The following is a 26,840-nucleotide window of genomic DNA, read 5'->3' as shown; positions in this document are numbered from 1 at the left end:
GCGTCACTGCTACGCTTGCGCATCGTTTGCGATCTGCCATGTCCGCCACCCTCGCGTCCTACGCCCGCCATCCCTGGTCCAAGCCGATCGCCGCCGTGGTCAACGCCCTGCTGGCCGCGTTGCTGGTGTGGTTGTTGACGCGCTTCCTGTGGTTGACGCTGGACTGGAATGCGCCGCTGCCAAGCGCCGGGCCAGCGTCGGCGGCGCCGGCAACATTGTCCGCGCCGGCACCCTCACTGGCGCGCTGGCATCTGTTCGGCGCCGCACTGCTCGCGCCCGACCAGCGTGACTTGGCCAGTGCGCCGGAAACCAGCTTGCCGATCGACCTGCGCGGCGTGCTCGCCGGCCCGGACCCCAAGCGCGGGCGTGCCTTCATCGTCGATGCCAGCGGCGAGCGCGGGTTCAACGTTGGCCAGGAAGTCGCGCCGGGTGTCACCCTCGATGCGGTCTACGCCGACCGCGTCGCTCTGTCGCGCGGAGGCCGCATCGAAGTGCTGAAGCTGCGCGGCAACGATGCCGCCAAGCCGGCGGCAGCGAATGCACCCGCCGCGCCGGTGGCGATCACGCCCTTCGCCGCGACACCGCTGCAGCCGCCGGCGAAAGGCGGCGCCGCGATCGACCGCAACCTGTTCGGTCAGGTCAGCGCGCAGAACCTGCCGCTGGTCGGTGTCGACATGGACAAGGTCAAGCAGCAACTCGGCGTTGATCCCGCCGAGCTCGCCAACCAGATCACGCCAATGCCGGTGATGGAAGACGGCAAGTTCGTTGGTGTGCGCCTCAATGGCGGCCAGCATGCGGCGGCGCTGAACCAGCTCGGCCTGCAGCCCGAGGACATCGTCACCGCAGTCAATGGCGTCTCGGTCACCGATCCTTCGCGCATCGGCCCGGCGATCTCGGCGCTGTCCACCGCGGCACGCATCGAAGTGACCGTGCGCCGCAATGGCAAACCGCAAACCCTGACCGTCGACATTCCCCGCTGATCCCGACCGGAGTATTCATGAGCCCACGCCCGCTGGCCCTGCTGATCGCCCTCGCCATCGCCGCGCCGCTTGCCGCCCAGGAAGCGCCCGGCGCGCCGCTGCTGAATGGCAAGCACACGCTGAACCTGAAGGACGCCGACGTGCGCACCTTCATCAGCACCGTCAGCGAGATCACCGGCACCAACTTCATCGTCGATCCGCGCGTCGAGGGCAAAGTCAACATCATCTCGACCCAGCCGATGGACAAGGACGAGGTGTATCGCGTGTTCGAGTCGGTGCTGCGCGTGCATGGCTACGCGCTGGTGCCGGCGGGCGACGTGGTCAAGGTGCTGCCGGAAGCGATCGCGGTGCAGGACGGCGCCGCCAGTTCTCCGGTACGCGGCCCGGACTCGCTGACCACGCGCGTGATCCCGCTCAAGTACGTGTCGCCGAACGCGCTGCTGACGGTGCTGCGTCCGCTGATCCCGCAGAGCGGCCAGATCGTCGCCAGCCCCTCGGGCAACGCCATCATCGTCACCGATCGCGCCGGCAATGTCGCGCGCATCGAGAACATCATCGGCCGCATCGACACCGCCAGCGACAGCAGCGTCGAGGCCATCCCGTTGCAGCACGCCAATGCCCAGGAAGTGGCCTCGACCCTGAACAAGCTCGGCGGCAGCGAGAGCAACGGCAGCAAGCCGGCGATGGTGGTGGCGGACGCACGCACCAACTCGATCCTGCTCTCCGGCGACAGCGGCGCCCGGCTCAAGGCGCGCGCCATGATCACGCATCTGGACACGCCGCTCGATGCCGGTGAAAGCACGCAAGTGGTGTACCTGCGCTATGCCAATGCCGAACTGCTGGTGCCCGTGCTCGACAGCGTCGCCGCCACGCTCACCGGTGGCAGCACCGCCAAGGACGCGTCGCGGGTGGCCACGATCCAGTCGCACCAGGACACCAATGCGCTGATCATCACCGCCGCACCGGCGGTGTTCCGTTCGCTGCAGGGCGTGATCCGCAACCTCGACGTGCGCCGCGCCCAGGTGCTGATCGAGGCGATGATCGCCGAGGTCAGCGACGAGACCGCGCGCGAGATCGGCATCCAGTGGCAGGCCACCGATGGCCTGAGCCAGGAAGGATTGATCGGCGGCACCAACTTTCCGACCACGGGCAACGCTGGCATCGTCGATGCGCTCCGCAACCCGCTGGGTGCGCTCGGTGCCGGCTTGAATCTGGGCTACATCACCGGCACCACCACGATTGGCGAGGGTGACGGCGCGACAACGGTGTACGAGATCGGCGCGCTGGCGAAGCTGCTGCGCGGCGACAGCCGCACCAACATTCTGAGCGAGCCCAGCATCGTCACCCTCGACAACAAGGAAGCGACGATCAAGGTTGGCCAGGAAGTGCCGTTCCTGACCGGGCAGTACACCAACAGCAGCACGACCGGTGGCAGCAGCCAGCCGACCAATCCGTTCCAGACCATCGAGCGCAAGGATGTCGGCATCACGCTCAAGGTCACACCGCATATCAACGAGGGCGACGAGGTGATGCTCGATCTGAGCCAGGTCGTGTCCTCGCTGGCACCCTCGGTCGACGGCGCTTCCGACCTGATCACCAACAACCGCGAGATCAGCACCTCGGTGCTGGTCAAGGACGGCGGCATGCTCGTGCTCGGCGGCCTGACCACGCACGAGACCAGCGAAAGCATCTCCAAAGTGCCGGCGCTCGGCGACATCCCGCTGCTCGGCAATCTGTTCAAGTATCGCAAGACCAACATGGTCAGGCGCAACCTGATGATCTTCCTGCGCCCGCGCATCCTGCGCGACGCCAACCAGGAAGCGATCATCTCGCAGGAGAAATACAACTTCCTGCGCGCCGAACAACTGCGCGTCAACGCCCTGCCCGGCAACACCACGCCCGAACGCGACCAGCCGTTGCTGCAGGTCGCACCGACTTCGGCGCTGGAGGAATAGCCCGCCGTGAACCGCGGCGGCAAACGTACACACGGATGTGTTTACGCTGGTCGGTCGCGCGGCTAGAGTTGCGCCAGCAGTCGCCCACAGGGCGAGGAGACCGTCATGCAGACGACACGGGTATTCAGGAACGGCAATTCGCAGGCCGTGCGCATTCCGGCAGAGCTGGCCTTTGAGCGCACGGATGTGGAACTGGAGATCGAGCGCGTCGGCAACGAGTTGAGGATTCGCCCCGCGCGGCGTTCTCTGGCCGGGGTCCTCGACATCTTCGCCAAGTTCTCGCCTGCTTTCCTGGCCGCGGGCCGCGGCGATCAGGAGCAAGCTGAGCGCGATCCGCTGTGAATTCGCGCTACATGTTCGACACCAACATGTGCATCTACCTGATGCGACGTCAGCCGGTACAGGTGGCGCAGCGGTTCGCGCGCTGCAACGTCGGCGACGTGCTCATGTCGGCGATCACCTTCGCGGAACTGGAATACGGGGTCGCGGTTTCCACTCAGCCGGATTCGGATCGAATGCAGCTGGCGCGTCTCATCGAGAAGATTCCGGTCGCCACATTCGACGGCGCGGCCGGCATCGCCTACGGACCGATCCGCGCAGCCACGCGCGACAGCAGGAAAGATCAATTGGACAAGCTCATCGCCGCGCATGCGATCGCGCTCGACGTGGTTCTGGTCACGAACAACGAACGCGACTTCTCGCGCTACCCAGGCTTGAAGGTCGAAAACTGGCTCGCCACCGGGAGCAATTGAGGTGAAGCCCTCTCCACCACGCCCACCCTACGCCTTCGCGAAGCGGCATGGCGCGACCTTGCTGGAATGGCGCGAGGATGCGGCGGTGATCGCGCATCGGCCCGACGTGCGCGTCGAGGCATTGGCCGAGATGCGGCGTTATTGCGATGCGCCGATCACGCTGCAGGAGATGGACGCGGTCGCGTTCGAACGCCTGCTGCGGGACCTGTACGAGCAGGGTGGCGACGATGCGCGGCAGATGGTCGCGGACATGGACGGTCGCGTTGACCTGGGTTCGCTGGCCGAGGAGCTGCCTGAACCTGAGGACCTGATGGAGAGCGACGATGACGCCATCGTCATCCGCCTGATCAACGCATTGCTGACCCAGGCGGTCAAGGAGAACGCCTCCGACATCCACATCGAGCCGTTCGAGAACCGCCTGGTCGTGCGCTTTCGCGTCGACGGCCAGTTGCGCGAAGTGCTGGCGCCGCAACGCGCGGCAGCGGCGCCGATCGTGTCGCGCATCAAGGTCATGGCCAAGCTCGACATCGCCGAGAAGCGCCTGCCGCAGGACGGACGCATCGCGCTGCGCGTCGCCGGGCGACCGGTCGATGTGCGCGTCTCGACCATTCCCGCCGGCTATGGCGAACGCGTGGTGCTGCGTCTGCTCGACAAGCAAGCCGGTCGCCTCGATCTCGAGAAGCTCGGCATGCAGCCGGAGATGCTGGGCCAGGTGCATGACCTGATCGCGCGCCCGCACGGCATCCTGCTGGTCACCGGCCCGACCGGTTCCGGCAAGACCACCACGCTGTACGCGGCGCTGAGCAAGCTCAACGACGCAACGCGCAACATCCTCACCGTCGAGGACCCGATCGAGTATTACCTCGACGGCATCGGCCAGACGCAGGTCAACACCAAGGTCGACATGAGTTTCGCGCGCGGCCTGCGCGCCATCCTGCGTCAGGACCCGGACGTGGTGATGGTCGGCGAAATCCGCGACCTCGAAACCGCGCAGATCGCGGTGCAGGCTTCGTTGACCGGGCATCTGGTGCTGTCGACCCTGCACACCAATTCCGCGGTCGGCGCGGTCACGCGCCTGCACGATATGGGCATCGAACCGTTCCTGCTGTCGAGCTCGATGATCGGCGTGCTCGCGCAGCGCCTGGTGCGCGTGCTCGACCCGGACACGCGCGAGGCCTATGCCGCCACGCCGAGCGAACTCGCCGCATTCGGCCGCCCCGCGCACGAACGGGTAACGCTGTATCGCCCGCGCTCCGGCCTGCCCGGCAAGTTTCCCGGCTACAAGGGCCGTACCGGCGTGTACGAACTGGTTCTGGTTGACGACGCGATGCGCAAACTGATCCACGAGGGCGCATCTGAAGCCGCGCTCGACGCCGATGCCCGCAAGCGCACGCCGTCGATGTCTGCGGACGGTTGGGCCAAGTGCGTCGCCGGCGTCACTTCGGTCGAGGAAGTGCTGCGCGTCACCCGCGAGGACTGAGCATGTCGCTGCCGGCGCCGCGTTCGTTGTTCGTCTCGGTGACGGCGTGGTCGCTGATCGTGCTCGGCATCCTCGGCGTGCTGTTGGCGCTGTTGCTGGGCGTGCTCGTCTTGCTGCTCGCTGCCACCGGCGAAGCGGACCCATTTGCCGCGGTGCCGCTGTTCACGCTGCTGCCCCCGGCCCTGCAATGGCTGCTTCGGCACGTCGGACTGCTTGCCGCGGTGGTGTTCGTCGCCAGCCTGGCTGCGATCCCGCTCGGCGTGGCGCTGAACCGGCGCCTGGAATGGGCGCGGCGGGCCAGCGTCTGGATCTGCGCGCTGCTGGCGTTGCTGCATTTCGCCGCCGTGCCCTGGCAGTGGCGGGAGATGGACCACTGGTTCGCAGCCATGCGCGCCGACCTGCCCTGGTTCGCGCGCGATGGGCTGGATTCGTTCTACTGGTCGACCCAGCTGACCGGGGCCGGCCTCACCCTGCTGTTTGCGCTCGCGCTGGCCTGGTCGGCCTGGAAACTGGCGCGGCCGGCGGTCTGCGCCGAGTTCCGGGTGCAGGTCGACGGCTCCTGATCCGGGATGGGCTAGATCATCAGTCATGGTGTAATGGTGTTCCATTACACCTAGTTCACCAGTACAGTTCGCCCACGCCCACCCGTCCCGGGTGCGAACCAAGGAGAACTGTCGTGAACCACTGCCTGACCGTGCTTGCTCTCGCCACCGCCAGCCTGCTGCCGCTGGGCGCGGCCCAGGCGGGCCACTTTCACCATGATTGCGATGTCGATCTGCGCAGCGACTACGACCTGCGCATCAGCGCCGACGGCCTGAGCTTCGCGCCGGATTCGGGCAAGGGCGCCAGCATCCGCCTGGACGCCGGGCGCCTGTTCGTCGATGGCCGCGAACTCGCGGTCAACGCCGCCGACCGCGTCCGCATCGCCCGCTTCGAAGACGAGGTGCTGGCCATCCGCGAAGAGGCCATCGGCATCGCCCAGGACGGTATCGGCATCGGCCTGACCGCAATCCGCGAAGTGAACGCGGCGTTCGAGGAGGACGCCGAGCGTGCCGCCGAGTTCAACCGGCGCATCGACCGCATCGGCGCGGAAATGCAGAAGGCGGTGCGCGACGACCTCTCGCACGGCCGCCCGACCGATGCCGAGATCAAGCGCGTGGTCGACCACGTGGTCGAGCCGCTGGTCAAGGAACTGGTGGCCTCGATCGCCGCCAATGTCGCCGGTGACGCCATCGCCATGGCACTGAGCGGTGACGAGTCGCGCGGCAAGGAGATCGAAGCCAAGGCCAAGCGCCTGGAGCGCAGCATCGAGGACAAGGTCGAGGGCGCCGCCAAGCAACTCGAAGCCCGCGCCAAGGAGCTGTGCCCGCGGGTGCAGGCGCTGGCCGAGATCAATGCCGGCTTCGAGGTCGAGATCGCCAGCGGCATCCGCCTCGACCTGCTGTAAGCGCGCCGCGACGGCGGCGCCTGAAGTACGGCACCCGCGCGCAGCGGGTGCCGTGAACACGAGCTCAGTGCCTGCCGCTTTCCCATTCCGTCTCGAGCAATTGCGCCTGCGCGCTGGTGAAGCGACCGCGGTTCTCACGCAACGCCTCGCCCATCGCCGCGGCGATACGCTCAATCACGACCTCCGGCCGTCGCGTATGGCACACCTCGCGACCGAAACGCATGAGTTCGGCATGCGTGGGAAAGCGCCTGTCGCCGGCACCGGAAAACAGCTTCAAGGCCATCGTGCGGTCCACGACGTGCTGCTGGGTTTGCGGGTTGACGTAGGGGTAAATCGTCGTCGTGACCACGTCATACAGCGGCGACAATACGCATAGCGGGCTGTTCGGATGGTCGTACTGCAATCCGAAGTTCTTCAGATGCGCGTCGCCGTTGCGCACCATGACCGAAAGCACCAGGTACTCGAAGAAGGCGTGCAGATTCGCTACCGTGTTGGCGCCGCTGTAGGCTCCGATCGTGCGCGCCACATCCTCGTAGCTTCCGGTGTACTTGTAGTTCCCCTGAGGATCGCGCGGCTTCCCCATCAGCACCGACATGTCCTCGAATCCACGACGCCCGGGCGCCAGGTCAAACCGGCGCATGACGAACAGGCCGCCGTCGTCGGAGAGCCAGAACTCGGGTACCAGGATGCCGGCACGTCGGGCTGCATCCATGCACAGATATTCATTTTGCGTCAGCGCCGGGTAGTCGGCGCCAGAGGACTTCACGATCAGGTCCGAGTGCACCAGGGTCACCCTGCTGCCGCTGTCGGCAGGGAACTGGTCGGCGTCCGGCATCATCACCTTGGGTTGCACGCCCGAGATCCCGGCATCGAAGTAGGTCTCGGCGAGGAACTCGAACAACTGCTGCGTTGCGGTCTCGCGCAGCAAGGTGTCGAGCCCGACGCGCGGACGCTCCGCCGCAGGCGGCTCGCCGGACTGGGTGAAGCGCAATCGCCCGATCTGTTGCTGCCCGGTGATGGCGAGCAGGCGCATCTCGTTGATCGGTTCGTGCTTGGCCATCCGGCGCACGATTCGGTCGTAGAGATAGCCCTCGGGCAGATTCATCGCAAACACGGGCATCAGTGGATTGCCGGCGTAACTCCGGGCGCGGATCGGCATCGTCAACGACACCTCGTGCGCACGGTTCGTCGTGCTGTAGTTGAAGACATACTGCGACTCACGCTGCAGTTGTCCGGCCACGGCGCCTGGCACGTGGACATCGAGCTGCTTAATCTTCATCGACGGCCCCGAACATGCGCTGCAGCTGGTCGAGATCCAGCCGCGTGTCGACGATCGCGAGCCCCTTCCCCAGTGCGGCCAACGCCGCGAACACGGTATGCACCGAGACATTGCGGCCGGCCTCAAGGTCGACAATCGTCTGGCGGCGATAGTGGGTGCTGTCGGCGATGTCCTGCTGCGTCTTGCCGAGCGCCCGGCGCTCGGCCTTGAAGGCTCGGCCAAGATCACGCGCGTTGATCAGTGGATGGGGCTGCATGTCCATTATACCGGTCAATTGACGTTCTAGTCGCGTATATAGTCCTCTATAGCGGACATTTCAAGCCTGGTCGAGCGGTCCGCAGGCACGGAACGCCCCGCTCCGGCGGGGCGTTGTCGTTTCCGCGATCCGTGTCATCAGTCATGCTGTCAGTATGTCGAACATCGCTATACTGCGATCACTGGAGTATGACGCCATGACTGATACCGAAGTGTTCCTGAAGAAGTTCCAGAAAGAACTCGCCGCCGGCACCGTGTCGCTGGTGCTGCTGACGGTGCTGGCACGCGCGCGCAGCCCGATGTACGGCTACCAGATCGCGAAACAGCTTGAAGGCTCGGGCGAGAGCGTGATCGCCGGCAAGCAGAGCGCGCTGTATCCGGTGCTGCGCAATCTCGAAGCCAACGGCCTCGCCGAGAGCGAGGTTGAGCCCTCGGTCTCGGGACCGCCGCGGCGCTACTACCGCATCACCCGGCTCGGCCGGGAAGTACAGCGTGACTGGGCCGAGTCCTGGGGCAGCACGCGCGATTTCGTTGATCAGACCCTTGCGGAGAAGCGAGCATGAACACCCCCCTGCCCACCACGATCGATGCCTACCTCGAGGCACTGCGTGCGGCGCTCGCCGGCGCCGACCCGGCGCTGCTGCAAGACGCGCTCTATGACGCCGAGGAATTTCTGCGCTCGGAACTGGCCGAACAGTCGGGCAAGTCCGAGGCCGAGGTGATCGCCGCGGTCGCCGGCAGCTACGGCGCCCCGGACGAGGTGGCCGCGATCTATCGCGACACCGAGTACAAGGTGCGCCGCGCGATCGAGCCGCCGAAACGCGAGCCGCGGACTTCGCTGCTCGGCCGCTTCTTCGGTGTCGCCGCCGACCCGCGCGCCTATGGCGCGGTGTTCTACATGCTGCTGTCGATGGCCACCGGCATCTTCTACTTCACCTTCGTCGTCACCGGCCTCAGCCTCAGCGCCGGCTTCGCCGTGCTGATCATCGGCATCCCGTTCTTCCTGCTGTTCCTCGGGCTGACGCGGGTGCTGTCGCTGGTCGAGGGACGCATCGTCGAGACCATGCTCGGCACGCGCATGCCGCGCCGGCCGCTGTATTCCGACCGCAGCGTGAGTTGGATGGAGCGCATCAAGGAGATGCTCACCGACGGGCGCACCTGGTCGACGATCCTGTACCAGCTGCTGATGCTGCCGCTTGGCATCGGCTACTTCACCGTCGCCGTCACCGGCTTCTCGGTCGCCTTGAGCTTCATCGCCGCGCCGGTGCTGTACCTGTTCCGCGGCACGCGCTGGGTGCACATGGACGGCGACATCGGCCTCGAAATGTGGTTGTTGCCGCCGGAGTTGGGGCTGCCGCTGCTGTTCGTCGCCGGCATCGTGCTGCTGTTCTCGATGCTGCACCTGGCGCGCGGCATCGCCCATGTCCATGGCGGCATCGCCAAGTCGCTGCTGGTGCGCAGCGGCAGCTGAAACGACGCAAGCGGCTAGACTGGGCAATGCCCGTATCGACCGCCGCACCCGCAAGCGAGTACCGCCGTGCCATCGCCGCGATGATCGCGGCGGTGGGTCTGTTCTCGGTGATGGACGCCGGCATGAAGTGGCTGGCGCCGCACTACCCGCCGCTGCAGATTGCGGCCTTGCGCGGGCTGGCCTCGGCGCCCTTGGTGTTGCTGTGGGCGGTGGCCACCGTGGCACCGGTGTCGCTGGTGCGCATTCGCTGGTCGCTGCACCTGCTGCGCGGCGCCTTGTCGATCTTCATGCTGGCGACTTTCGCCTACGCGCTGAAGCGGCTGCCTCTGGCCGACGCGTACACGCTGTTCTTCATCGCGCCGCTGCTGATCACCGCGCTGTCGGCACCACTGCTCGGCGAAAAGGTCGGCGCCGCGCGCTGGGCGGCGATCCTGGTGGGTCTGGTCGGCGTGATCGTCGCGATGCGTCCGAGCGGCTCCGGCTGGCTTGGGCTTGGCAGCATCGCCGCGCTCGCCTCGGCGTTCGGTTATGCGCTGTCGGCGATCACCGTGCGCACGCTTGGCCGGAGCGACAGCACGCAGAGCATGGTGCTGTGGATGACGGTGATGGTCGGCCTCGGCGCTGGCCTGCTGGCGTTGCCGGAATGGCGACCGATCGCGACGACGCACTGGCCGGCGATCGCGGTGATCGGCGTTTCCGGCGCGCTGGCGCAGTACGCCATCACCATCGCCTTCAAACTCGGCGAGGCTTCGGCGATCGCACCCTTCGAATACACCGCGCTCGGCTGGGGCGTCGCGCTCGACTGGCTGCTGTGGCAGACCCTGCCCGACCGCTTCGTGCTGATCGGCGCGGCGATCATCGTCGCCAGTGGCGTGTACCTGATCCGCCACGAGCACGAGCACGCCGAGGCGGAACATCCCTGATCGACGACGGCTCGTCCCGCCACGCTGCGATCACGGCACGGCGGCCCCTACCATCGTCCCTCGTCTTCGCTGGAGTGCTTCATGACCGCTCGTTTCCTGCTCGCCGCTGCGGCGGCGCTGGCCATCGGCCCGACCCTGGCCCAGTCCAATGCCAGCGGCCTCGATCCGCACAACCTCGACCCCGCCACCGCAGCCTGCAGCGACTTCTACCAGCACGCCAACGGCGCCTGGCTCGCGCGCAATCCGGTGCCGGCCGCCTATTCGAGCTGGGGCAGCTTCAACGAACTCGACGACCGCAACAACGCCAAGCTGCGCGCGATCGCAACCTCCGCGATGGCGCAGACCGACATTGCCGCAGATGCGCCGCAAGGCCTGGTCGGCGCGTTCTACGCCGCCGCACTGGATGAGGCCCGCCTCGAACGACTGGACGCGCAGCCGATCGCCGTCGACCTCAAGGCCATCGACCGCATCCGCCGCCGCGACGACGTGGCCGCGCTGGTGCGCGCTTGGCATGCGCGCGGCACACCGGTGCTGTTCGGCCTGAACGTGCGTCAGGATCTGAAGGACAACACCCGCGTCATCGCCTACGCGACCCAGGGCGGGCTCGGCCTGCCGAACCGCGACTACTACACACGCACCGACACCGAGTCGACCCAGTTGCGCGCGCAGTACCACGCGCACATCGCGCGCATGCTGGAACTCGCCGGCGTGCGTGCGCGCAAGGCGCGCAAGCAGGCCGATGCCGTGCTCGCGCTGGAAGCGCGCCTGGCCGAAGCAGCACTGCCGCGCGAGGAACTGCGCGATCCGAACAAGAGCTACAACGTCGTTTCCCTGGCCGCGGCCAACGCGGTGACGCCGACCTTCGACTGGACTGCATTCTTCACCGACCTCGGCGTACGCAAGCCCGGGGACTTCTCGCTGTCGCACCCGAAGTTCTTCGCCGCGATGCAGCGCGAGCTGGCCGAGGCGCCGATCCGCGATCTGCAGGCCTACCTGCGCTGGCACCTGCTCAACGGCACCGCGGCGCATCTGTCCAAGCGCTTCGTCGACGCCGATTTCGCCTTCACCGGCACCGTCCTGCGCGGGCAGAAAGAGCTCAAGCCGCGCGACGAACGCACCGTCGAGCAGATGAACTACCTGCTCGGTGACCCACTCGGCCAGTTGTTCGTCGCGGAACATTTTCCGCCGGCGGCGAAGGCGCGCATGCAAACGCTGATCGAGCACCTGCGCACCGCGCTGCTGGCACGTCTCAAGCAGCTGCCGTGGATGGGCGAAGCCACGCGCGCGCAGGCGATCGAGAAGTGGTCGACCTTCACCGCCAAGATCGGCCACACCGAAAAGTGGAAGGACTACACCGGCGTGCAGCTCGCGCGTGACGCCCACTTCGCCAATGTGCGCACCTTGCAGGCGCATCTCGCCCGGCTGAGTTTCGCCAAAGTCGGCGCGCCGATCGACCGCCGCGAATGGAACATGCCGCCGCAGCAGGTGAACGCCTACTACAACGCGGTGTGGAACGAGATCGTGTTCCCGGCCGGCATCCTGCAGCCGCCGTTCTTCGACCTGGCCGCCGACGACGCGCTCAACTACGGCGCCATCGGCGGCGTGATCGGCCACGAACTGCTGCATGGGTTCGACGACTCCGGTTCGCGCTTCGACGCGCAGGGTCGCCTGAACCTGTGGTGGACGCCCGATGATCGCAAGGAGTTCGAGGCGCGCGCTGACCGTCTGGTGACCCAGGCAGCGGAATTCGAGGCGCTGCCCGGGTTCAAGCTCAACGGCCGCGTCGCGCTCGGCGAAAACATCGGCGACCTCGGCGGCCTGACCATGGCCCACGGCGCGCTCGAACTGGCGCTCAAGGAACAGCCGCAGCCGAAGATCGACGGCCTCACGCCGCAGCAGCGCTTCTTTCACGGCTGGGCGCAGATCTGGCGCCGCAACTACACCGACGCCGCGCTGAAACTCCAAGTCAACGTCGGTCCCCACGCCCCCGGCAAGTTCCGCGTCAACGGCCCACTATCGAACCTCTCCAGCTTCCGCGAAGCCTTCGACTGCCCCGACCACAGCGCCATGGTCCGCCCCGAAACGACGCGCGTGCAAATCTGGTAGCAAAGCCAGAACGCGCGCAACTCAACGCCAAACCGCCAACGACCCGACCCCCTCCGCCACGCCAACCGACCGGCTCCGCCAGCGAACCTGACCCCCCAAGTTCCGCAGCTAATCGCGTAAGTCCTTGATTTGCCTGTGGTGAGACAGGCAAAAATGACACAACATGGGCGTCAGGAAGGTTTCTTGATGCCGAGGGCGGCGAACAGTTCGAGTTGCTGGGGTGTGGTCGTGCCGATGCCGGTGAGGCTCTGTTTGCCGATGCGCACGCGATGCGTTTGCAGACGGCGCAGGAGTTCGAGAGTGGTCTTCGGGCTGTTGGTGTTGCCGTTCGCCTTCAGGCGCATGCGCATGACGCGGTAGAGGACGAGCGCGAGGAAGCAGATCAACGCGTGCGCGCGGATGCGATCTGGCAGTCGGTGGAAGACCGGTGCGATGTCGAGGTCGCTCTTTGAGCACGCGGAAGCCGCGCTCGATGTCGGCGAGACTCTTGTAGCGGCTGACGACTTGTTCGGCGCTGAAGTCGCTGACGTTGGTCAGCAGCACGAGCTTGCCGTCGAATCGTTCGGCGTCGCTGATCGCGTGTTCGTCGACGCCGTAGCTGAAGCAATCGGCCTGATAGTCGGCCTTGATGTAGCGCGTCAGTTCGGCGTCCGCGACCGCCTGCTGGAAACGCGTGTAGGCGCCGCGATCGCTGGCTTTGCGGCCGCGCGCGGTCTTGCCCTGATCCTGCGCATCGAGCTTGCTCACCAGTTTTTCGGCGAACGCCTCGATCTCGTCGATCCGCGCGCGGCGCTTCGCCGATTGCTCGGCCGCGCGCGCCGGATCGTGCGCGACCACCAGGCGATGATCCGCGAACTCGCCTTCGGCCAGACTGGCGTGGTCGCGATCGAACGCGAGGGCATCCAGCGTCCCGCCGAGTTCGCGATAGCGCCGCGCCGGCACCGCCAGGATGAACTGCAACTTGCGCTGCGTGGTGTTGGCAACGGCGGCCAGTTCGGCAACGTTGTCCAAGCTCAGCAGGCCGCGGTCGGCAACGATGATCACGCGCTCGACATCGAGGCGCTTGAGCACCGAGTCCAGCATCGCCTTCAGCGTCTTGGTCTCCGACACGTTGCCGGCGTGCACGGTATGCATCAGCGGCAGACCTTCGGCCGACTGCACCACGCCGAGCACGAACTGGCGCTCGATGCCGCCAGTTTCTTGTTCATGCCGAACGCGCGGAGATCGTTTGCGACCTCGCCTCACCGTGAATGCGGATCGTGGTCAGGTCGTAGAACACCACCGACAGCTGTTGGTCGAGCATCGGCCGCAACTGCGCCGCAACGCGCGCTTCGACGGCCTCCGCCCGATCCATCAGTGCATCCATCGTGCGCAGTAGCTGATCGTGGGTGATGTCCTCGGGCATGCCGGGAATCGAGACGGTCTCAAGCCATTCCAGGCAACCCAGCTTCGAGTCCGGCGCGCACAAGCGGTTGAACACCATCGCACGCACCATCGCCTCGGCATCGAAGGCTCGGCGCGATGAGCGCAACGCGCGCGTGATCGCCTCGCCGAACCCAAGCTCCGACCACAGCGCGTTCAACGCATAGACATCACCGAACGCCAGCGCCGTGTCGTACTCCGGCACCGGCGCCGAACTCGGCACACGGCCCAGCGCGCGCTGCAAGCCGTGGATCAAGGGATCCAGCTTCTTGTCCGACAACTGATCGAGGCGACCCAGATTCGCGACCACGCGCTGCCGCACTCCAGCTTCCGAGCGGAAGCCTTCGACGATCTGCAGATAACTGCGGCCACCGGAGCGAGTGATGCGCGTGTACATGTGCCAACCCTAACACAGTCAGAACCGCTTCGTAAGCCACTATCGCGCTCCGACGTGACACAACACGACCCTTCCGAAAACCCTCCCAAAATCGCGCCAAGTCGTTGACTCTATTGACCCTCACCGCCGAGCAAGGGCGAAATTTTTGGGTCCAACTGCGGAACTTGGGTGACCCCGGTTGGCAAACCGACGGCCCACGATCGACAACGGGCTGACTGGCAGAGATCGGCCAGGAGCGGTCAGTCAGCAATCCGTCTGCCAGAAACGGCATTGCAGGCCGGGGAAAGGCTGAGTGGTTCATAACGATTAACCGAGGAAGGTCTACTCGCTCAGCTGCAGCTGGTTGAAAATATCCTGCAAGTTATCCGGCTGGAGCGCCCATCGATACGCAGGATGGACCTCCCAGTTAAAACCGAAATCAGCGAAGCTCAACGACAGATAGCGGTTCTCTTCAAAGTAGCGCCGAACAATCGTGCCGTCCTCCGTGTCTTTTCGCGCAACTAGAAAGTTGATCTTGTACATGAAAGCCGCCAGGCTCTTCTCATCAGCTCGCTTGCCGCTAGAAAACTGGAAAGCACCCATCTGAGAGATGCTTCGGATCTTCTCCAGTAGATTATCGGTAGTGTACAGATAGCCGGACTTTGCGCTTCGCTCGCGTTTGTTCGGCTTCATATTCACCAACAGGCGCTCTATCTCTGGAAGTTCAGATCGAAACTCATTGACAGTGTCCTGATCCGACCTTGCGAGTACTCGCCGAAAATCATCTTCATGTCGGCTGTAGATATCTTTTGCCCACCACGAGCGCGCGTCTCGCGAGCGGAGAGTGTCAGAAGTTTTACGAGGTCACGAGGTCGCTTGCGGATCAGGGACATCAGCACGCGATACATCGGTGTGTCTCGCCACTTCCCCTCGCCGCTGAATCTCTCATCCATTACGCGAGAAAGCGTTTCAGCCAACTGCGTTTGTTTGAGCGAAATCAGCACCTGCTCATCTCCAGTTTCGCCGAAGAATGTGCGGATACGCTTCACAAGCAGTGCAAAAATTTCGTGATTGGTCCACGAATGCCAGATCACAGATCCTTCAATCTTGTCAGTGGACTCATCCGAGGTCCGAACCAAGTAGTACACATCCGATCGCAAAGACACCTTGAATGAAAGTCCGCGGTTGTCCGCCGCCATGTCCCGAACTGCATTCAAGAGGGCAGATATCCTATGAATGTCCTGCGGGCGCCCTTGCCAACCGCGGTCAAGATCATCGATGTAGATGCTGACTGTCCTTTTCGACAGAAAGTGTTGAAGAACGTTTTTCTTGATCCCCTGAACCGTGCCCTGCTTTTCTGCGAAGTAATTTGCGAGTGCGTTCAACAACTGCCCACCGATCAATTTGGTGCGCGACACCGCGTTTGCTTCATCGCCGAAACTCGTGAGGATCTTCTCGGCAATGATGCCGACGAGACCATCTTTCCAATCTCGAACTGCACGGATGAAGTCGGTAAGGTCTCCGCCGATTCCGACGATGTCATCGGGTCGAATCAATATCGCCAAGCGACCATTCTCTTCCGCTTCTGCCATCGCTACCTTGAACAGGGCCGACTTACCGACACCCTTGTGCGCCACCAGAATGCGAAATGGAAGATCGGATGTGACCTGCTCGTAAGTATCGTTCTTGAAGTAGTACTCGCGCAGTCGGTCAATATCCTCGCTTTCCGCTGCCTCATGCCCAAACAACTGCTGTATTTCAACTTCAGAGAACGTCAATGTCGTTGGCATATGCACCGCTCTTGGCTTAGTCGAAATTATCTAGAGGCAGACTAGCGACTCGAACCCGGATTGCTAGTAGATGCCGAAAGACGACGTGCGTCTGACCCGATAGACCTTCAGGAATTGCCACGGAGAATATCGCGTGGAGCATGCCATGACACCTGCCATGAATCGCCCAGGACTTCGTAGACATCCCGGAACCGAGCACATAAATGTCCGAAATGGGTCGATTCCTGCCGGTCATGCCGTTGCCGGTCGTTGCCGGTCGTTGGAGGTCGGTCATGGCCAGTTTGGCTGGCGAACCCGATCCAGTGAGCTGGCGATCACTGGTCTGTTGGTTGGCGATACGCATCAATGCGCGCGCAGGGAGAAGCGTTGGCGGTAGTCGGCGGGGGTGAGGTGGGTTTCGCGCTTGAACAGTTTGCGGAAGCTTGCGGTGTCGGAGTAGCCGCAGCGTTCGACGATTTCGTCGAGGCTCAGGCGGCTGGTTTCGAGTAGTGCCTTGGCGCGTTCGACGCGCAGGCGTTGCAGGTGGGCGAGTGGTCCGGCGCCGTACTGGGTCTGGAAGTGGCGCAGCAGGGTGCGCTCGCTGGTGCCGACTTGCGCGGCGATTTCGGCGACGCCGAGCGGGCGGTGCATCTGCTGTGCGAGGAACTTCTCGACCTTCTCGCCGAGCGTGGAGCGCGGCTTCTCGATCAGTGCCGCGGACACGTACGGCGCCTGGCTCTGGCGCTCGGGATCGACCAGCAAGAACTTGGCCGTCTGCTGCGCGAGCTCGGGATCGACCCGGCTTGCGATCTGGCGGAAGACGAAGTCGAGCACGGCGGTGGCGCCGCCGGCGGTGGTGACCGAACCGGACTCGACCACGAGCGCGTCGGCCTGCAGCTCGACCAGCGGGAACGCCTGCCGGAACGCTGCCGCGAGCCACCACGAGGTGGTCGCGGTGCGACCGTCGAGCAGACCGCTCATGGCCAGCAGGAAACTGCCGGTGCAGCAGCCGGCGAGGCGTACGCCGCGCTCATGCATCGCACGCAGCAGCGCGATCTCGACATCCAGCGTGGCGCACTGTGCCAGCAACTCGGCGGCACTGCCGTGCATGATGCCGGGCAACAGCAGCACGTCCGGATCTCGCTCGGGCGCGACGATGCCGGACAACTGCATGCCGCCCGAGGTGCGCACCGACGTCGCGCCGCGGGCGTGGATCAGCTCGGTGCGAAAGGCCGGCGCGGCGGCACCGAAACGCAGCAGCGCGAGCTGGTCGGCCACGCGCAGTGCGTCGCTCGGTGCCGCGATGCTCGACATCATCACGCCGTCGAAGACGAGGATGCCGAGCCGCAGTGCGAGCGGCCGCTCAACCATCGATGCGCACCGCGCCGTGCTCGCGCAGCAGCGTCTGGATCAGCGCCGCCGGCAGATGCAGGCCGCCGCTGACACTCGATTCGCAAGACAGCAGCGGGATGCGCTCCGGGTGTCCGGGCGGCAGCGGCGTCACCGAAGGCGCCAGCAGCTCGACCTGGCCGACCGCGTCGGTGGTCAGCAACCACAGTCCGGGCGCGATGCGCGCGTCGTCGCGGCAGCGCGCGCCCTGGCGCACCAGCAGGCCGGCACCCGGCGGCTGCAGCAGCCAGGAACCGTCCGATTGCATGTAGACGGCGGTGTACTGGGTGTCGGCGATCAGCTGCGGCAGGTCCGCGGGCTCCACGGCCGCGGCCGGAAGCGCGGCGAACAGACCGGTCAGAACCAGGCGTCGAACGAGGGAAAAGGCTTTCATGACACGCTCCGAGTTGCGGACGGAAGGTCCGCATGCCGACAGCTTGCCGCTCCGATCCTCTCTTCGGGAGTGGCGGAAACGACTCTAACAGAGTCATTTCCGTCACCGTACCCCTCGAACCCGGTCGGTTCTCGCCCTTATCCGGGCTGGAAGTCCAGCTCCACCAGGGAACCATCGAAGCGCAGCTGGACCTCGCGCTGCGGTGCGGGCGCGCTGGCCGGCGGCGGCGTCAACACCACGGCCGGGTCGTACTGGCGAATGTTGGCCGTGAACAGCTGCGCGCCACTCTCGATCAGCACATGCCCGGGCCGCGTCGTCTGCACGTATTCGAGTTCGCCTTCCTGCGCGATCAGCTGATCGAGCGCCGGCAGCAGCGATGCCGCCAGTGGCGCGAGCAGCGGGTCGTTCGCAGCGGTGTTGGCGAGCAGGGTGCGGAAACTGGCGGAGGACACCGCCGGCGTCGTCACTTCGACCGCCATGCCGTTCCCGCCGGGAAGGCTGCTGCTTCCGGCCAGCGTCGCGTGCAGGTCGCCGGAGAGGATGATGGTGGCGTCGGGAAGTCGCGCAAACAACGCCTGCCTGCCCTGCGGAAACCCGTCCCACTGGTCGACATTGAGCAGGAAGCGCTGGTTGAACGGGGCCGGTACACCAAGTGCCGGTGCCGTCAGGTCGAGCACCAGAGGTCGCGTCGAAACCGAACTGGCGAGCACCTTCCACTTCGCAGTGGAGGCCGCCATCTGGTTCGTGAGCCAGTCGAGCTGCACATCGCCGAAGGCGTTCTGCGCCTGCGCGCCGCGGGTCTGGTGGATCCACGCCGCGTAGATCTTGAACGTCGGCTCGACCACGAAGTAACGCGAGCCGACCGATCCGAACAGGCCGGTCTTGCCGAGCGTGTACCAGGCCATGCCGGTATCGAGCGTGGCGATCAGGGCCGCGGGAATCAGCGGCACCTGCTGCGCCGGCGGCACCGCCGCGTTGTATTGCGTGAGCAGCGAGTTCAGGATCGTGGTGGCGACATTGCCGCGCGCCGCGTTTTGCGCGCGCAATCCGGCCTGGCCAAGATCCACGCCTGCGTTGAGATAGCCCTGGGTCAGCGTCGCCTGCAGCACCTGCTTGTAGACCGCGTACTGCGGCAGGTCGATGTCGAGGTAGGGCGAGAACTGTGCCCGCACCGCCGAGTAGGGAATGCCCTGGGCCGCGAAGAACTGCGTCAGCGCGACGCGATCCATCACCACCGCGCCCGGAAACGCGTCCTCGGGAATCAGGTGATCGGGGCGGTACGAGCGGTAGTCGGTGAGGAACAGTTCCAGATCTCGGCCGAAGCGCAGCTTGCGATACATCGTCGTGTTCGGATACAGGTCGGCGCGGTCGACGCCGAGCGCGCCCTGGCTGCCGCCGAGCTCGGTGTCCACCGGCATGAACTCGAAATAGGCCTGCTCGGCATTGCGCCGGCGTTCGGCATCGAGTTCCTCGAACAGTCCATCGCGATAGGTGCCCATCGCCTTCCACGAGTCGTCGGAGAACTCGTGGTCGTCCCAGATCGCGACCACCGGGAAGCGCTGGTATAGCTGCTGCATCAACGCATCGTTGCGATAGGTGCGGTGCAGCTGGCGATAGTTGTCGAGGCTCTTCGCCGCCTGATAGGTGGAGCCGGCAGCACCCAGCGTGATCGCGCCCACACGGTCGTCGAAGGTGATCGAACGCGCTGCAGCACCGCCCTGGAAGCTCGGGTCGCCGGTGGTCTCGTAAATGGCGTCGCCGAGGTGCAGCACGAAGTCGAGGTCTTCGCTCAGCAGCGGCATCAGCGTGGTGAAGTAGCGGCCGATGTAGTCGTTGCAGCTCAACGATGCGAACTTGACCGGCGTGGCATCGGTGATCGCGCGCGCGGTGCGGGTGCGACCGGTGGCGGAAGCCAGGAAGTTGCCGTTGCGCGGCGCGAGGAAGCGATAGAAGTAGCGGCTGCCGGCGCTCAGTCCGGTGACGCGCACCTTCAGACACCAGTCGGCCGCGGCACGCGCGCTGAAGTCGTGGTTGACCAGCAGCGTGGCGAAGCTCTCGCTGGTCGAGACCTGCAGGCGCAGCGCGATATCGCCCACTTGACCGCTCTCGAAGAAGCGTGTCCACAGCACCACCGCGTCTGGCCGCGGGTCACCCGAGGCGATGCCTTGCGGGAACGAAGCCGCGCTCGGCGTGATGGTGCCGTTGCCTTGCGGCGTGCCCGCTTCCGGGCTGTTCGAATCGCTGTCGCAACCGCCGAGGCCGAGCGCGCTGGCGCTGGCGGCGACGCTGAAGATGCGCAGGACTTGGCGCCGCGTGTGGTTCGTGGTCATCGGTGGTTCTCCGCTACTGTCGGTGAATGTTTCCGCGCGGGGCTCGACTCGCCCCGGGGTTCCGCAGGGATCCTGTGCCAGATCCCGACGCGGGTTATAGAGGCATTTCATGGCATTGTCCCATCCGCCCATGTGCCTGATCGCCTTCGCCCTGCAGGTTCACCCGCGCTACCACCTGGTGCTCGCCGCCAATCGCGACGAGTTCCACGCGCGGCCGAGCGCGGCCGCGCAGTTTCACGACGACGCGCCGCAGCTGTTCGGCGGCCGCGACCTGCAGGCCGGCGGCAGCTGGCTGCTGGCGTCGGCCGCTGGGCGCGTCGCCGCCGTGACCAATGTCCGCAACGGACAGCCGGAGTCGGGCCTGCGCTCGCGCGGGGAACTGGTGCGTCGCGCCGCGGCCGCGACGCCGCTCGAAACCGAGCTGCAGGCGCTGCAATACAACGCGGCGCACTATGGCCGCTTCAACCTGCTCGCCTACGAAGCGGGTCGGCTGTGGTATGCCGGCAATCATCCCGAAGCTCGCCTGCACCAGATCGACGCCGGCGTGCACACGCTGTCCAACGCCGCACTGGACACGCCGTGGCCGAAGACACTGCGACTGCACGCAGCGATGACGCAATGGCTCGCAGCCGACGGCGACGATCCGGCGCCCTTGCTCGCCGCACTCGCCGACCCGCAAATCGCGCCCGACTCCGAACTGCCGTACACCGGCGTGCCGCTCGAATGGGAGCGCCGCCTCTCCGCCGCCTTCATCACCGGCGACGACTACGGCACCCGCGCCAGCAGCATCGTGCTCGTCGCCGACGACCACATCCGCTTCATCGAACGCCGCTTCGGGCCGCATGGCGTGGCGCTGGGGGATACCGATGAACGCGTCGAGAGCGCATCCGCAGCATTCCGCCGCTGATCGCCGAACGACGGGAGCCTGCGTGTTCGTCACGGCGACACTGCGTCACGTCGCTATGCTCGCTTGATCGATCGGCGCACCGCCGAGCCATCACCGAAGGAGATCCCGATGTTGATCACTCCGCTGTACGCCGGTCTGCTCGCCTTGCTGTACCTGACTCTGAGCTATCGCATCGTGGTGATGCGCGGGCCGGGCGGACCGAGCCTTGGTGACGGCGGCAATCCGATCCTGTTGCGACGCATCCGCGGCCACGGCAATTTCGCCGAGTACGTGCCCCTCATCTTGCTGATGATCGCGATGCTCGAACTCGGCCACCAGCCCGCCTGGCTGATCCACGCCCTCGGCGCCACCCTGCTCGTCGCGCGCCTGCTGCACGGCTACGCGCTGTCGTTCACCGAAGCCTTCAAGTTCGGGCGCTGGTGGGGCACCGCCCTGACCTTCCTGCTGCTGCTCGTCTGCGGTGGCTTGTGCGTCTGGCAGTCGGTGCAAGCGCAGGGGTTGTTCGGCGCGGTCTCGTAGGACCGGCGCCGAACCGAGCGCAGCAACGCCTGGGCGAAATCACGCCGCGACGGCTGCGATGAGTTCGAGGCGTTCGATGATGGCGGCGGTGGCGGTGGCGGTGCTGGCGGTGCCGCCGAGATCGCGGGTGCGGATGCCATCATCGATCGCGCGTTGCACGGCGGCTTCGAGCAGCGTTGCGGCTTCGGGTGCGGCGAGCGACTGGCGCAACATCATCGCCGCGCTGAGCACGGTGCCGTAAGGGTTCGCGACACCTTGGCCGGCGATGTCCGGCGCCGAACCGTGGATCGGTTCGTACACACCGGGACCGGCATCGCCGACCGATGCACTCGGCATCAACCCGAGTGAACCCGAGACCGCCGCGCATTCGTCGGTGAGCACATCGCCGAACAGGTTCTCGGTGAGGATCACGTCGAAATCGCGCGGCCGGCTGACCAGGTACATCGCCATCGCATCGACCAGCAGGTGTTCGAGCTGCAGGTCCGGGAATTCCTCGCGCACGACCCGCGTCACCACCTCGCGCCAAAGCCGCGAGGTTTCGAGCACATTGGCCTTGTCGACCGAGGTGAGTTTGCCGCGGCGTGTGCGCGCGAGGCGCGCGGCAGTGCGGGTGACGCGTTCAACTTCGGCCACGGTGTACGCGCACTCGTCGGTCGCACGGGTTTCGCTGCGCGTGCGTTGCCCGAAGTAGATGCCGCCGGTGAGTTCTCGCACGACCAGCAGGTCGACGCCGGCGATGCGCTCGGGCTTCAACGGCGACGCATCGACCAGGGCCGGATGCACCTGCAGCGGACGCAGGTTCGCATACAGGCCGAGTTCACTGCGCAGGCGCAACAGCCCCGCCTCCGGACGGATCGCGCTCGGCACGTTCGCCCACTTCGGACCACCGACCGCGCCGAGCAGGATCGCGTCTGCCGCACGACAGGCCGCGAGCACGGAGGCCGGGAACGGATCGCCATGCGCGTCGATCGCGGCGCCACCGAAGTCCTGCGCAATGAAGTGCAGACCGAGTCCGGTCTGCGCATCGAGTGCACGCAACACCTCGACCGCCGCCGCCGTCACTTCGGGACCGATGCCATCGCCACCCAACACCACGATATTGCGGCTCATGCCCTTGCCTCCTCAAAGCGCGCGATCGAAGCCTGACGCGCCAGCAGATAGCCGAGCTGGTCGACGCCATCGAGCAGGCATTGGCGCGCGAACGGGTCGACCCGGAACTCGATCGGCGCGTGGCCCGCGCGCTCAATGCGTTGCGACTGCAAGTCGATCGTCAGCGTCTCGCCAGCCGCCGCCAATAGGCTCGCGTGCTCGCCGGGCGTGACCACGATCGCGAGCAGGCCGTTCTTCAAGGCGTTGTTGCGGAAAATGTCGGCGATCGCGGTGCTGATCACCGCCTGGATGCCGGCATCGAGCAAGGCCCAGGGCGCGTGCTCGCGCGAGGAGCCACAGCCGAAATTGTCTCCGGCGATCAGCACCGCGGCGCCTGCATGCTCGGGCTGATTCAACACGAACTCCGGGTTCGGCGTGCCATCGGGCAACCAGCGCCAGTCCTGGAACGCATGGCGGCCGAGACCGGCGCGTGTGGTCGTGGTCAGGAAACGCGCCGGGATGATCTGGTCGGTGTCGATATTCGCGACGGGCAGCGCGACGCTGCGCGATCGGATGCGTGCGATGCCGCTCATGCCGCCACCTCCGTGCGCTGCCAGGCACGCGGGTCCGCGACCACGCCGGCAAGTGCGGACGCCGCCGCCGTCGCCGGGCTGGCGAGCACGGTACGCACGCCCTTGCCTTGGCGTCCTTCGAAATTGCGATTGCTGGTGCTGACCACGAGTTCTCCTGGTTTGGCGATATCGCCGTTCATGCCCAGGCACATCGAACACCCGGGCTCGCGCCATTCGGCGCCGGCGGCGCGGAAGACGCGGTCGAGGCCCTCGGCCTCGGCTTCGCGCTTGATGCGTTCGGAGCCGGGCACGACCAGCATGCGCACATGCGCGGCGATGCGGCGGCCACGCAGCAGTTCGGCGGCATCACGCAGGTCGTTGATGCGCGAGTTGGTGCAACTGCCGACGAAGACGACATCGACGTGTTCGCCGCGGATCGGCGCTTCCGCCTGCAGGCGCATGTAGTCGAATGCCCTGGCGTTCGCCGCGGTCTTCGCGGGCAGGTTGGCGTCGATCGCGACGACCTTGCCGGGATCGGTGCCCCAGGTGACGGTGGGCCTGACCGCGCTGGCATCGATGTCCACCATCTTGTCGAAGACCGCATCGTCGTCGCTGCGGAACGACAACCAGCGCTTTGCTGCCACTTCGAAGGCATCACCCTGCGGCACCAGATGGCGACCGCGCAGCCATTCGATGGTCGTGCCATCGGGCGCGATCAATCCGGCACGCGCACCCATCTCGATCGACATGTTGCACAGGGTCATGCGTTCTTCCATGGTCAGCGCGCGGATCGCGTCGCCGCGGAACTCGATGACATGACCGGTGCCACCGGCGACGCCGACGGTGCCGGCGATGTGCAGGGTCAGGTCCTTGGCGCTGACCCCGCGCGGCAAGCGACCGCGCACGGTCACAGCCATCGTCTTCGGCTTGTGCTGCAGCAGGCATTGCGTGGCCAGCACGTGGCCGACTTCGGTGCTGCCGATGCCGAAGGCGAGCGCACCGAAAGCACCGTGGGTGCTGGTGTGGCTGTCGCCGCAGACGATGGTCATGCCCGGCTGCGTCGCGCCCAGCTCCGGCGCCATCACGTGCACGATGCCGCGGTCGGGCGAGTCATAGCCGTGCAGCGGCACGCCGAAGTCGGCGCAGTTGCGGATCAACGCATCGACTTGCTGCTCGGTCGCGGCGTCGAGGTAGTCGCGGCCGCCGTCGGCGCGCGCCGGTGTGGTCGGCGTCGAATGATCGAGGGTGGCGAGCGTGCGCTGCGGCTGGCGCACGCGCAGGCCACGCTCGCCGAGCAGCGAGAACGCCTGCGGCGAGGTCACCTCGTGCACCAGGTGCAGGTCGATGTAGATCACCGCCGGCAAGCCATCGCCATCGGCCTCGACCAAGTGCGCCTGCCAGAGTTTTTCGAATAGGGTGCTTGTGGTCATGGATCAGGTTCCGGTGGCAGCGAGTTGCGACTGGCGCTCGCGTGCAGCGCTGACGCTGGCGATGCGATTGATGGCTTCGAGCAGGGCCCGTGCCGAGGCTTCGATGACGTCGGTGCTGACCGCCTGGCCGCGGTACTCGCGACCCTGGTGCAGCACGCGCACGCTGGCGCGGCCCTGGGCGTCGCCGCCGCTGGTCACGCTCTGCAACGCGAAATCCTGCACGCTGATGACGAGCCCGGTCGCGCGTGTCAACGCATTCGCGATCGCGTCGACCGGGCCGTCGCCGACCGCTGCCTCGCGCACGGTGCGACCTGCACGGTCGCACAGCGCGACGCTCGCAGTCGGCTCATTGCGACTGCCGACGGCGGTCGCGACATGCAAGGCATCCAGTGTCCACGGCTGCTCGGCATCGTCCTCGACCCCCAGCCACAGCGCCTCGAGATCGGCATCGAAGACCTCCTTCTTGCGATCGGCCAGGCGCTTGTACGCCACCATCAGCACATCGAGATGGGCATCGTCGATGCCATGGCCGAGCGTGGCCAGGCGATCGCGCACCGCGGCGCGGCCGCTGTGCTTGCCGAGCACCAGCGAGGAGCCGAGCACGCCGACGTCTTCGGGCTTCATGATCTCGTAGGTGCTGCGATCGGCGATCATGCCGTGCTGGTGGATGCCGGACTCGTGCGCGAACGCGTTCTCGCCGACGATCGCCTTGTTGCGCGGAATCGCCTGGCCGATGAACGAGGACAGCAGGCGGGCGGCGCCGTACAGGCGCTGGGTGCGGATCTGCGTCCGCACCGGGTAACGGTCCGGGCGCGTGCGCACCGCCATCACGATCTCCTCGAGCGCGGCATTGCCGGCGCGTTCGCCAATGCCGGTCAGGGTGCACTCGACCTGACGTGCGCCAGCCTCGACCGCGGCCAGCGAGTTCGCCACCGCGAGCCCAAGATCGTCATGGCAATGCGTGCTGATGGTGACACCGTCGATGCCGACGACTTCGCGCTTGAGCAGTCGGATCAGCTCGCCGTACTCGCCCGGCGTGGTGAAGCCGACCGTGTCCGGCACATTGATCGTGGTCGCGCCGGCGTCGATCGCGGCGCTGAACAGACGCACCAGGAACTCGGGTTCGGAGCGCGTCGCGTCCTCGGCCGAGAACTCGACGTCGGCGCACAGCGCGCGCGCCTGGTGCACGCCGGCGATGGCGCGTTCGATCACCTCGTTCGCGGTCATGCGCAGCTTCATCTCGCGATGGATCGGGCTCGACGCGATGAAGACATGGATGCGCGGGTGCGCAGCGTCCTTCAAGGCCGCGGCGGTGGCGCGGATGTCGGCCTCATTGCAGCGCGCGAGGCCACAGATGCGCGCCTCGCGCACGGTGCGCGCGATCGCCTGCACCGCCTGGAAGTCGTCGTCCGAGGCATTCGGATAGCCGGCCTCGATGATGTCGACGCCAAGCGCCTGCAGCGTCTCGGCGATGCGCAACTTCTGGATGCGGTTCAGCGTGCAGCCCGGGCTTTGTTCGCCGTCGCGCAGCGTGGTGTCGAAGATCAGCAGCCGCGCGCTCATCGGCGTCGACTCCGTACCGGGATCGGTTGCAGGCGTGCGCGCGGTTCGAGGAACGAGGCGAACAGCGTGGCGAACAGGGTGCGCAGGAAGTTCATGGTGGAGTCCTCGGGTGCAGGGTCTTGCGGGTCGGATCAGGGCGAAAAAAAACCCCGCGTCGTTGCCGGCGCGGGGTTCTGGATTCCTGGTTTCTACGCTGCTGTTCTAGCTCGAAGCCGGTCCATCCCGCACGCTGGGCGGAATAAGAAGCAGGCCAAGAAGTACCGCGCGCACGACCGTTCGCACGGGATCGCGCGGCAGGTTCCGGTCGTGGTGCAGTGCAGTGAACATGGCTGGAAACTCGCATGCGTTCTTGCGAGCTGTCAAGTCTGCGCCATGTGACGAAAACGCATATGGGGCCCGCAGCCGAGTCCGGCCAATCGTGGGTCCGGCTTC

General features: G+C 66.0%; 22 protein-coding genes and 2 pseudogenes. 13 read left to right on the top strand and 11 right to left on the bottom strand.

Translation table 11 applies throughout. From position 1 onward, the window contains the following. Positions 1–38 precede the first annotated feature (38 nt). The 7 genes from gspC (at position 39) to IPG63_07925 (ending at position 6,614) form a co-directional block, all read left to right on the top strand. Positions 39–980, top strand: a complete 942-nt coding sequence (gspC, locus tag IPG63_07955) for a type II secretion system protein GspC (GenBank protein MBK6727176.1) — start codon at positions 39–41, stop codon at positions 978–980. 17 nt (positions 981–997) lie between these two features. Next, positions 998–2,935, top strand: a complete 1,938-nt coding sequence (gspD, locus tag IPG63_07950) for a type II secretion system secretin GspD (protein MBK6727175.1) — start codon at positions 998–1,000, stop codon at positions 2,933–2,935. 105 nt (positions 2,936–3,040) lie between these two features. Then, complete coding sequence (locus IPG63_07945) at positions 3,041–3,277, top strand: AbrB/MazE/SpoVT family DNA-binding domain-containing protein (protein MBK6727174.1); 237 nt, start codon at positions 3,041–3,043, stop codon at positions 3,275–3,277. Positions 3,278–3,288: 11 nt separating this feature from the next. Further along, a complete protein-coding gene (locus IPG63_07940) occupies positions 3,289–3,687 on the top strand; it encodes a type II toxin-antitoxin system VapC family toxin (GenBank protein MBK6727173.1) in 399 nt (132 codons plus the stop codon). Continuing rightward, complete coding sequence (gene gspE / locus IPG63_07935; protein MBK6727172.1) at positions 3,683–5,167, top strand: type II secretion system ATPase GspE; 1,485 nt, start codon at positions 3,683–3,685, stop codon at positions 5,165–5,167. Before IPG63_07940 ends, gspE begins: the two co-directional genes overlap by 5 nt. Positions 5,168–5,169: 2 nt before the next feature. Beyond that, on the top strand, positions 5,170–5,730 hold the full coding sequence (locus IPG63_07930; protein MBK6727171.1) for a hypothetical protein: 561 nt from the start codon (positions 5,170–5,172) through the stop codon (positions 5,728–5,730). Between the two features lie 113 nt (positions 5,731–5,843). Beyond that, on the top strand, positions 5,844–6,614 hold the full coding sequence (locus tag IPG63_07925; GenBank protein ID MBK6727170.1) for a DUF2884 family protein: 771 nt from the start codon (positions 5,844–5,846) through the stop codon (positions 6,612–6,614). A gap of 64 nt (positions 6,615–6,678) precedes the next feature. Here IPG63_07925 and IPG63_07920 read toward each other — a convergent pair whose 3' ends face one another. Together IPG63_07920 and IPG63_07915 are read right to left on the bottom strand one after the other, a co-directional pair. Beyond that, positions 6,679–7,893 carry a type II toxin-antitoxin system HipA family toxin gene (locus IPG63_07920; GenBank protein ID MBK6727169.1) on the bottom strand — a complete coding sequence of 405 codons (1,215 nt, stop codon included), beginning with the start codon at positions 7,891–7,893 and terminating at the stop codon, positions 6,679–6,681. Then, positions 7,883–8,149 (bottom strand): helix-turn-helix transcriptional regulator, encoded by a 267-nt coding sequence (locus IPG63_07915; GenBank protein MBK6727168.1) that lies wholly within the window; start codon positions 8,147–8,149, stop codon positions 7,883–7,885. The genes IPG63_07920 and IPG63_07915 overlap by 11 nt, the downstream gene beginning before the upstream one ends. A gap of 196 nt (positions 8,150–8,345) precedes the next feature. Between IPG63_07915 and IPG63_07910 the strand changes: the two genes are divergently transcribed. The 4 genes from IPG63_07910 (at position 8,346) to IPG63_07895 (ending at position 12,648) form a co-directional block, all read left to right on the top strand. Continuing rightward, positions 8,346–8,711 carry a PadR family transcriptional regulator gene (locus IPG63_07910; GenBank protein ID MBK6727167.1) on the top strand — a complete coding sequence of 122 codons (366 nt, stop codon included), beginning with the start codon at positions 8,346–8,348 and terminating at the stop codon, positions 8,709–8,711. Next, complete coding sequence (locus IPG63_07905) at positions 8,708–9,619, top strand: sensor domain-containing protein (GenBank protein ID MBK6727166.1); 912 nt, start codon at positions 8,708–8,710, stop codon at positions 9,617–9,619. The genes IPG63_07910 and IPG63_07905 overlap by 4 nt, the downstream gene beginning before the upstream one ends. 26 nt (positions 9,620–9,645) lie before the next feature. Continuing rightward, positions 9,646–10,542, top strand: a complete 897-nt coding sequence (locus tag IPG63_07900; protein ID MBK6727165.1) for a DMT family transporter — start codon at positions 9,646–9,648, stop codon at positions 10,540–10,542. 81 nt (positions 10,543–10,623) lie between these two features. Continuing rightward, complete coding sequence (locus IPG63_07895) at positions 10,624–12,648, top strand: M13 family metallopeptidase (protein ID MBK6727164.1); 2,025 nt, start codon at positions 10,624–10,626, stop codon at positions 12,646–12,648. Between the two features lie 170 nt (positions 12,649–12,818). Here the strand turns inward: IPG63_07895 and IPG63_07890 are convergent. From IPG63_07890 to IPG63_07870, 5 genes and pseudogenes are all read right to left on the bottom strand, one after another. Further along, a pseudogene (locus IPG63_07890) lies at positions 12,819–14,467 on the bottom strand (IS1634 family transposase). A 321-nt stretch (positions 14,468–14,788) separates the two neighbouring features. Beyond that, positions 14,789–16,224, bottom strand: a pseudogene (locus IPG63_07885) (hypothetical protein). 354 nt (positions 16,225–16,578) lie between these two features. Beyond that, a complete protein-coding gene (locus tag IPG63_07880; protein MBK6727163.1) occupies positions 16,579–17,586 on the bottom strand; it encodes a helix-turn-helix domain-containing protein in 1,008 nt (335 codons plus the stop codon). After that, the gene (locus IPG63_07875) at positions 17,579–17,998 is read right to left on the bottom strand and encodes a hypothetical protein (GenBank protein MBK6727162.1); all 420 of its coding nucleotides are present in this window, start codon (positions 17,996–17,998) and stop codon (positions 17,579–17,581) included. Before IPG63_07875 ends, IPG63_07880 begins: the two co-directional genes overlap by 8 nt. A 137-nt stretch (positions 17,999–18,135) precedes the next feature. Then, positions 18,136–20,328 carry an alkaline phosphatase D family protein gene (locus IPG63_07870; protein ID MBK6727161.1) on the bottom strand — a complete coding sequence of 731 codons (2,193 nt, stop codon included), beginning with the start codon at positions 20,326–20,328 and terminating at the stop codon, positions 18,136–18,138. A gap of 130 nt (positions 20,329–20,458) precedes the next feature. On the opposite strand from IPG63_07870, the gene IPG63_07865 reads away from it, so the two are divergent. Next, complete coding sequence (locus IPG63_07865) at positions 20,459–21,235, top strand: NRDE family protein (protein MBK6727160.1); 777 nt, start codon at positions 20,459–20,461, stop codon at positions 21,233–21,235. A 108-nt stretch (positions 21,236–21,343) separates the two neighbouring features. After that, positions 21,344–21,754 (top strand): MAPEG family protein, encoded by a 411-nt coding sequence (locus tag IPG63_07860; GenBank protein MBK6727159.1) that lies wholly within the window; start codon positions 21,344–21,346, stop codon positions 21,752–21,754. A 39-nt stretch (positions 21,755–21,793) separates the two neighbouring features. On the opposite strand, the gene leuB is transcribed toward IPG63_07860, so the two are convergent. The 4 genes from leuB to IPG63_07840 are packed head-to-tail and all read right to left on the bottom strand — an operon-like array spanning position 21,794 to position 26,408. Continuing rightward, on the bottom strand, positions 21,794–22,864 hold the full coding sequence (gene leuB / locus IPG63_07855; GenBank protein ID MBK6727158.1) for a 3-isopropylmalate dehydrogenase: 1,071 nt from the start codon (positions 22,862–22,864) through the stop codon (positions 21,794–21,796). After that, on the bottom strand, positions 22,861–23,436 hold the full coding sequence (leuD, locus tag IPG63_07850; protein MBK6727157.1) for a 3-isopropylmalate dehydratase small subunit: 576 nt from the start codon (positions 23,434–23,436) through the stop codon (positions 22,861–22,863). The genes leuB and leuD overlap by 4 nt, the downstream gene beginning before the upstream one ends. Continuing rightward, positions 23,433–24,845, bottom strand: a complete 1,413-nt coding sequence (leuC, locus tag IPG63_07845) for a 3-isopropylmalate dehydratase large subunit (protein MBK6727156.1) — start codon at positions 24,843–24,845, stop codon at positions 23,433–23,435. Before leuC ends, leuD begins: the two co-directional genes overlap by 4 nt. Before the next feature lie 3 nt (positions 24,846–24,848). Beyond that, complete coding sequence (locus IPG63_07840; protein MBK6727155.1) at positions 24,849–26,408, bottom strand: 2-isopropylmalate synthase; 1,560 nt, start codon at positions 26,406–26,408, stop codon at positions 24,849–24,851. Between the last annotated feature and the right edge of the window lie 432 nt (positions 26,409–26,840).

The sequence above is a fragment of the Lysobacterales bacterium genome (assembly GCA_016703225.1).
Classification (GTDB): Bacteria; Pseudomonadota; Gammaproteobacteria; order Xanthomonadales; family Ahniellaceae; genus JADKHK01.
Note: the sequence above shows the minus strand (reverse complement) of the source record. Positions and strands in the feature narration are given on the sequence as shown.

What these genes read in the sequence shown, in the direction of transcription:
- gspC (MBK6727176.1), top strand. Translation starts at nt 39, where the DNA reads ATGTCCGCCACCCTCGCGTCCTACGCCCGCCATCCCTGGTCCAAGCCG.
- gspD (MBK6727175.1), top strand. Translation starts at nt 998, where the DNA reads ATGAGCCCACGCCCGCTGGCCCTGCTGATCGCCCTCGCCATCGCCGCG.
- IPG63_07945 (MBK6727174.1), top strand. Translation starts at nt 3,041, where the DNA reads ATGCAGACGACACGGGTATTCAGGAACGGCAATTCGCAGGCCGTGCGC.
- IPG63_07940 (MBK6727173.1), top strand. Translation starts at nt 3,289, where the DNA reads ATGTTCGACACCAACATGTGCATCTACCTGATGCGACGTCAGCCGGTA.
- IPG63_07930 (MBK6727171.1), top strand. Translation starts at nt 5,170, where the DNA reads ATGTCGCTGCCGGCGCCGCGTTCGTTGTTCGTCTCGGTGACGGCGTGG.
- IPG63_07920 (MBK6727169.1), bottom strand. Translation starts at nt 7,893, where the DNA reads ATGAAGATTAAGCAGCTCGATGTCCACGTGCCAGGCGCCGTGGCCGGA.
- IPG63_07915 (MBK6727168.1), bottom strand. Translation starts at nt 8,149, where the DNA reads ATGCAGCCCCATCCACTGATCAACGCGCGTGATCTTGGCCGAGCCTTC.
- IPG63_07910 (MBK6727167.1), top strand. Translation starts at nt 8,346, where the DNA reads ATGACTGATACCGAAGTGTTCCTGAAGAAGTTCCAGAAAGAACTCGCC.
- IPG63_07905 (MBK6727166.1), top strand. Translation starts at nt 8,708, where the DNA reads ATGAACACCCCCCTGCCCACCACGATCGATGCCTACCTCGAGGCACTG.
- IPG63_07900 (MBK6727165.1), top strand. Translation starts at nt 9,646, where the DNA reads ATGCCCGTATCGACCGCCGCACCCGCAAGCGAGTACCGCCGTGCCATC.
- IPG63_07895 (MBK6727164.1), top strand. Translation starts at nt 10,624, where the DNA reads ATGACCGCTCGTTTCCTGCTCGCCGCTGCGGCGGCGCTGGCCATCGGC.
- IPG63_07880 (MBK6727163.1), bottom strand. Translation starts at nt 17,586, where the DNA reads ATGGTTGAGCGGCCGCTCGCACTGCGGCTCGGCATCCTCGTCTTCGAC.
- IPG63_07875 (MBK6727162.1), bottom strand. Translation starts at nt 17,998, where the DNA reads ATGAAAGCCTTTTCCCTCGTTCGACGCCTGGTTCTGACCGGTCTGTTC.
- IPG63_07870 (MBK6727161.1), bottom strand. Translation starts at nt 20,328, where the DNA reads ATGACCACGAACCACACGCGGCGCCAAGTCCTGCGCATCTTCAGCGTC.
- IPG63_07865 (MBK6727160.1), top strand. Translation starts at nt 20,459, where the DNA reads ATGTGCCTGATCGCCTTCGCCCTGCAGGTTCACCCGCGCTACCACCTG.
- IPG63_07860 (MBK6727159.1), top strand. Translation starts at nt 21,344, where the DNA reads ATGTTGATCACTCCGCTGTACGCCGGTCTGCTCGCCTTGCTGTACCTG.
- leuB (MBK6727158.1), bottom strand. Translation starts at nt 22,864, where the DNA reads ATGAGCCGCAATATCGTGGTGTTGGGTGGCGATGGCATCGGTCCCGAA.
- leuD (MBK6727157.1), bottom strand. Translation starts at nt 23,436, where the DNA reads ATGAGCGGCATCGCACGCATCCGATCGCGCAGCGTCGCGCTGCCCGTC.
- leuC (MBK6727156.1), bottom strand. Translation starts at nt 24,845, where the DNA reads ATGACCACAAGCACCCTATTCGAAAAACTCTGGCAGGCGCACTTGGTC.
- IPG63_07840 (MBK6727155.1), bottom strand. Translation starts at nt 26,408, where the DNA reads ATGAGCGCGCGGCTGCTGATCTTCGACACCACGCTGCGCGACGGCGAA.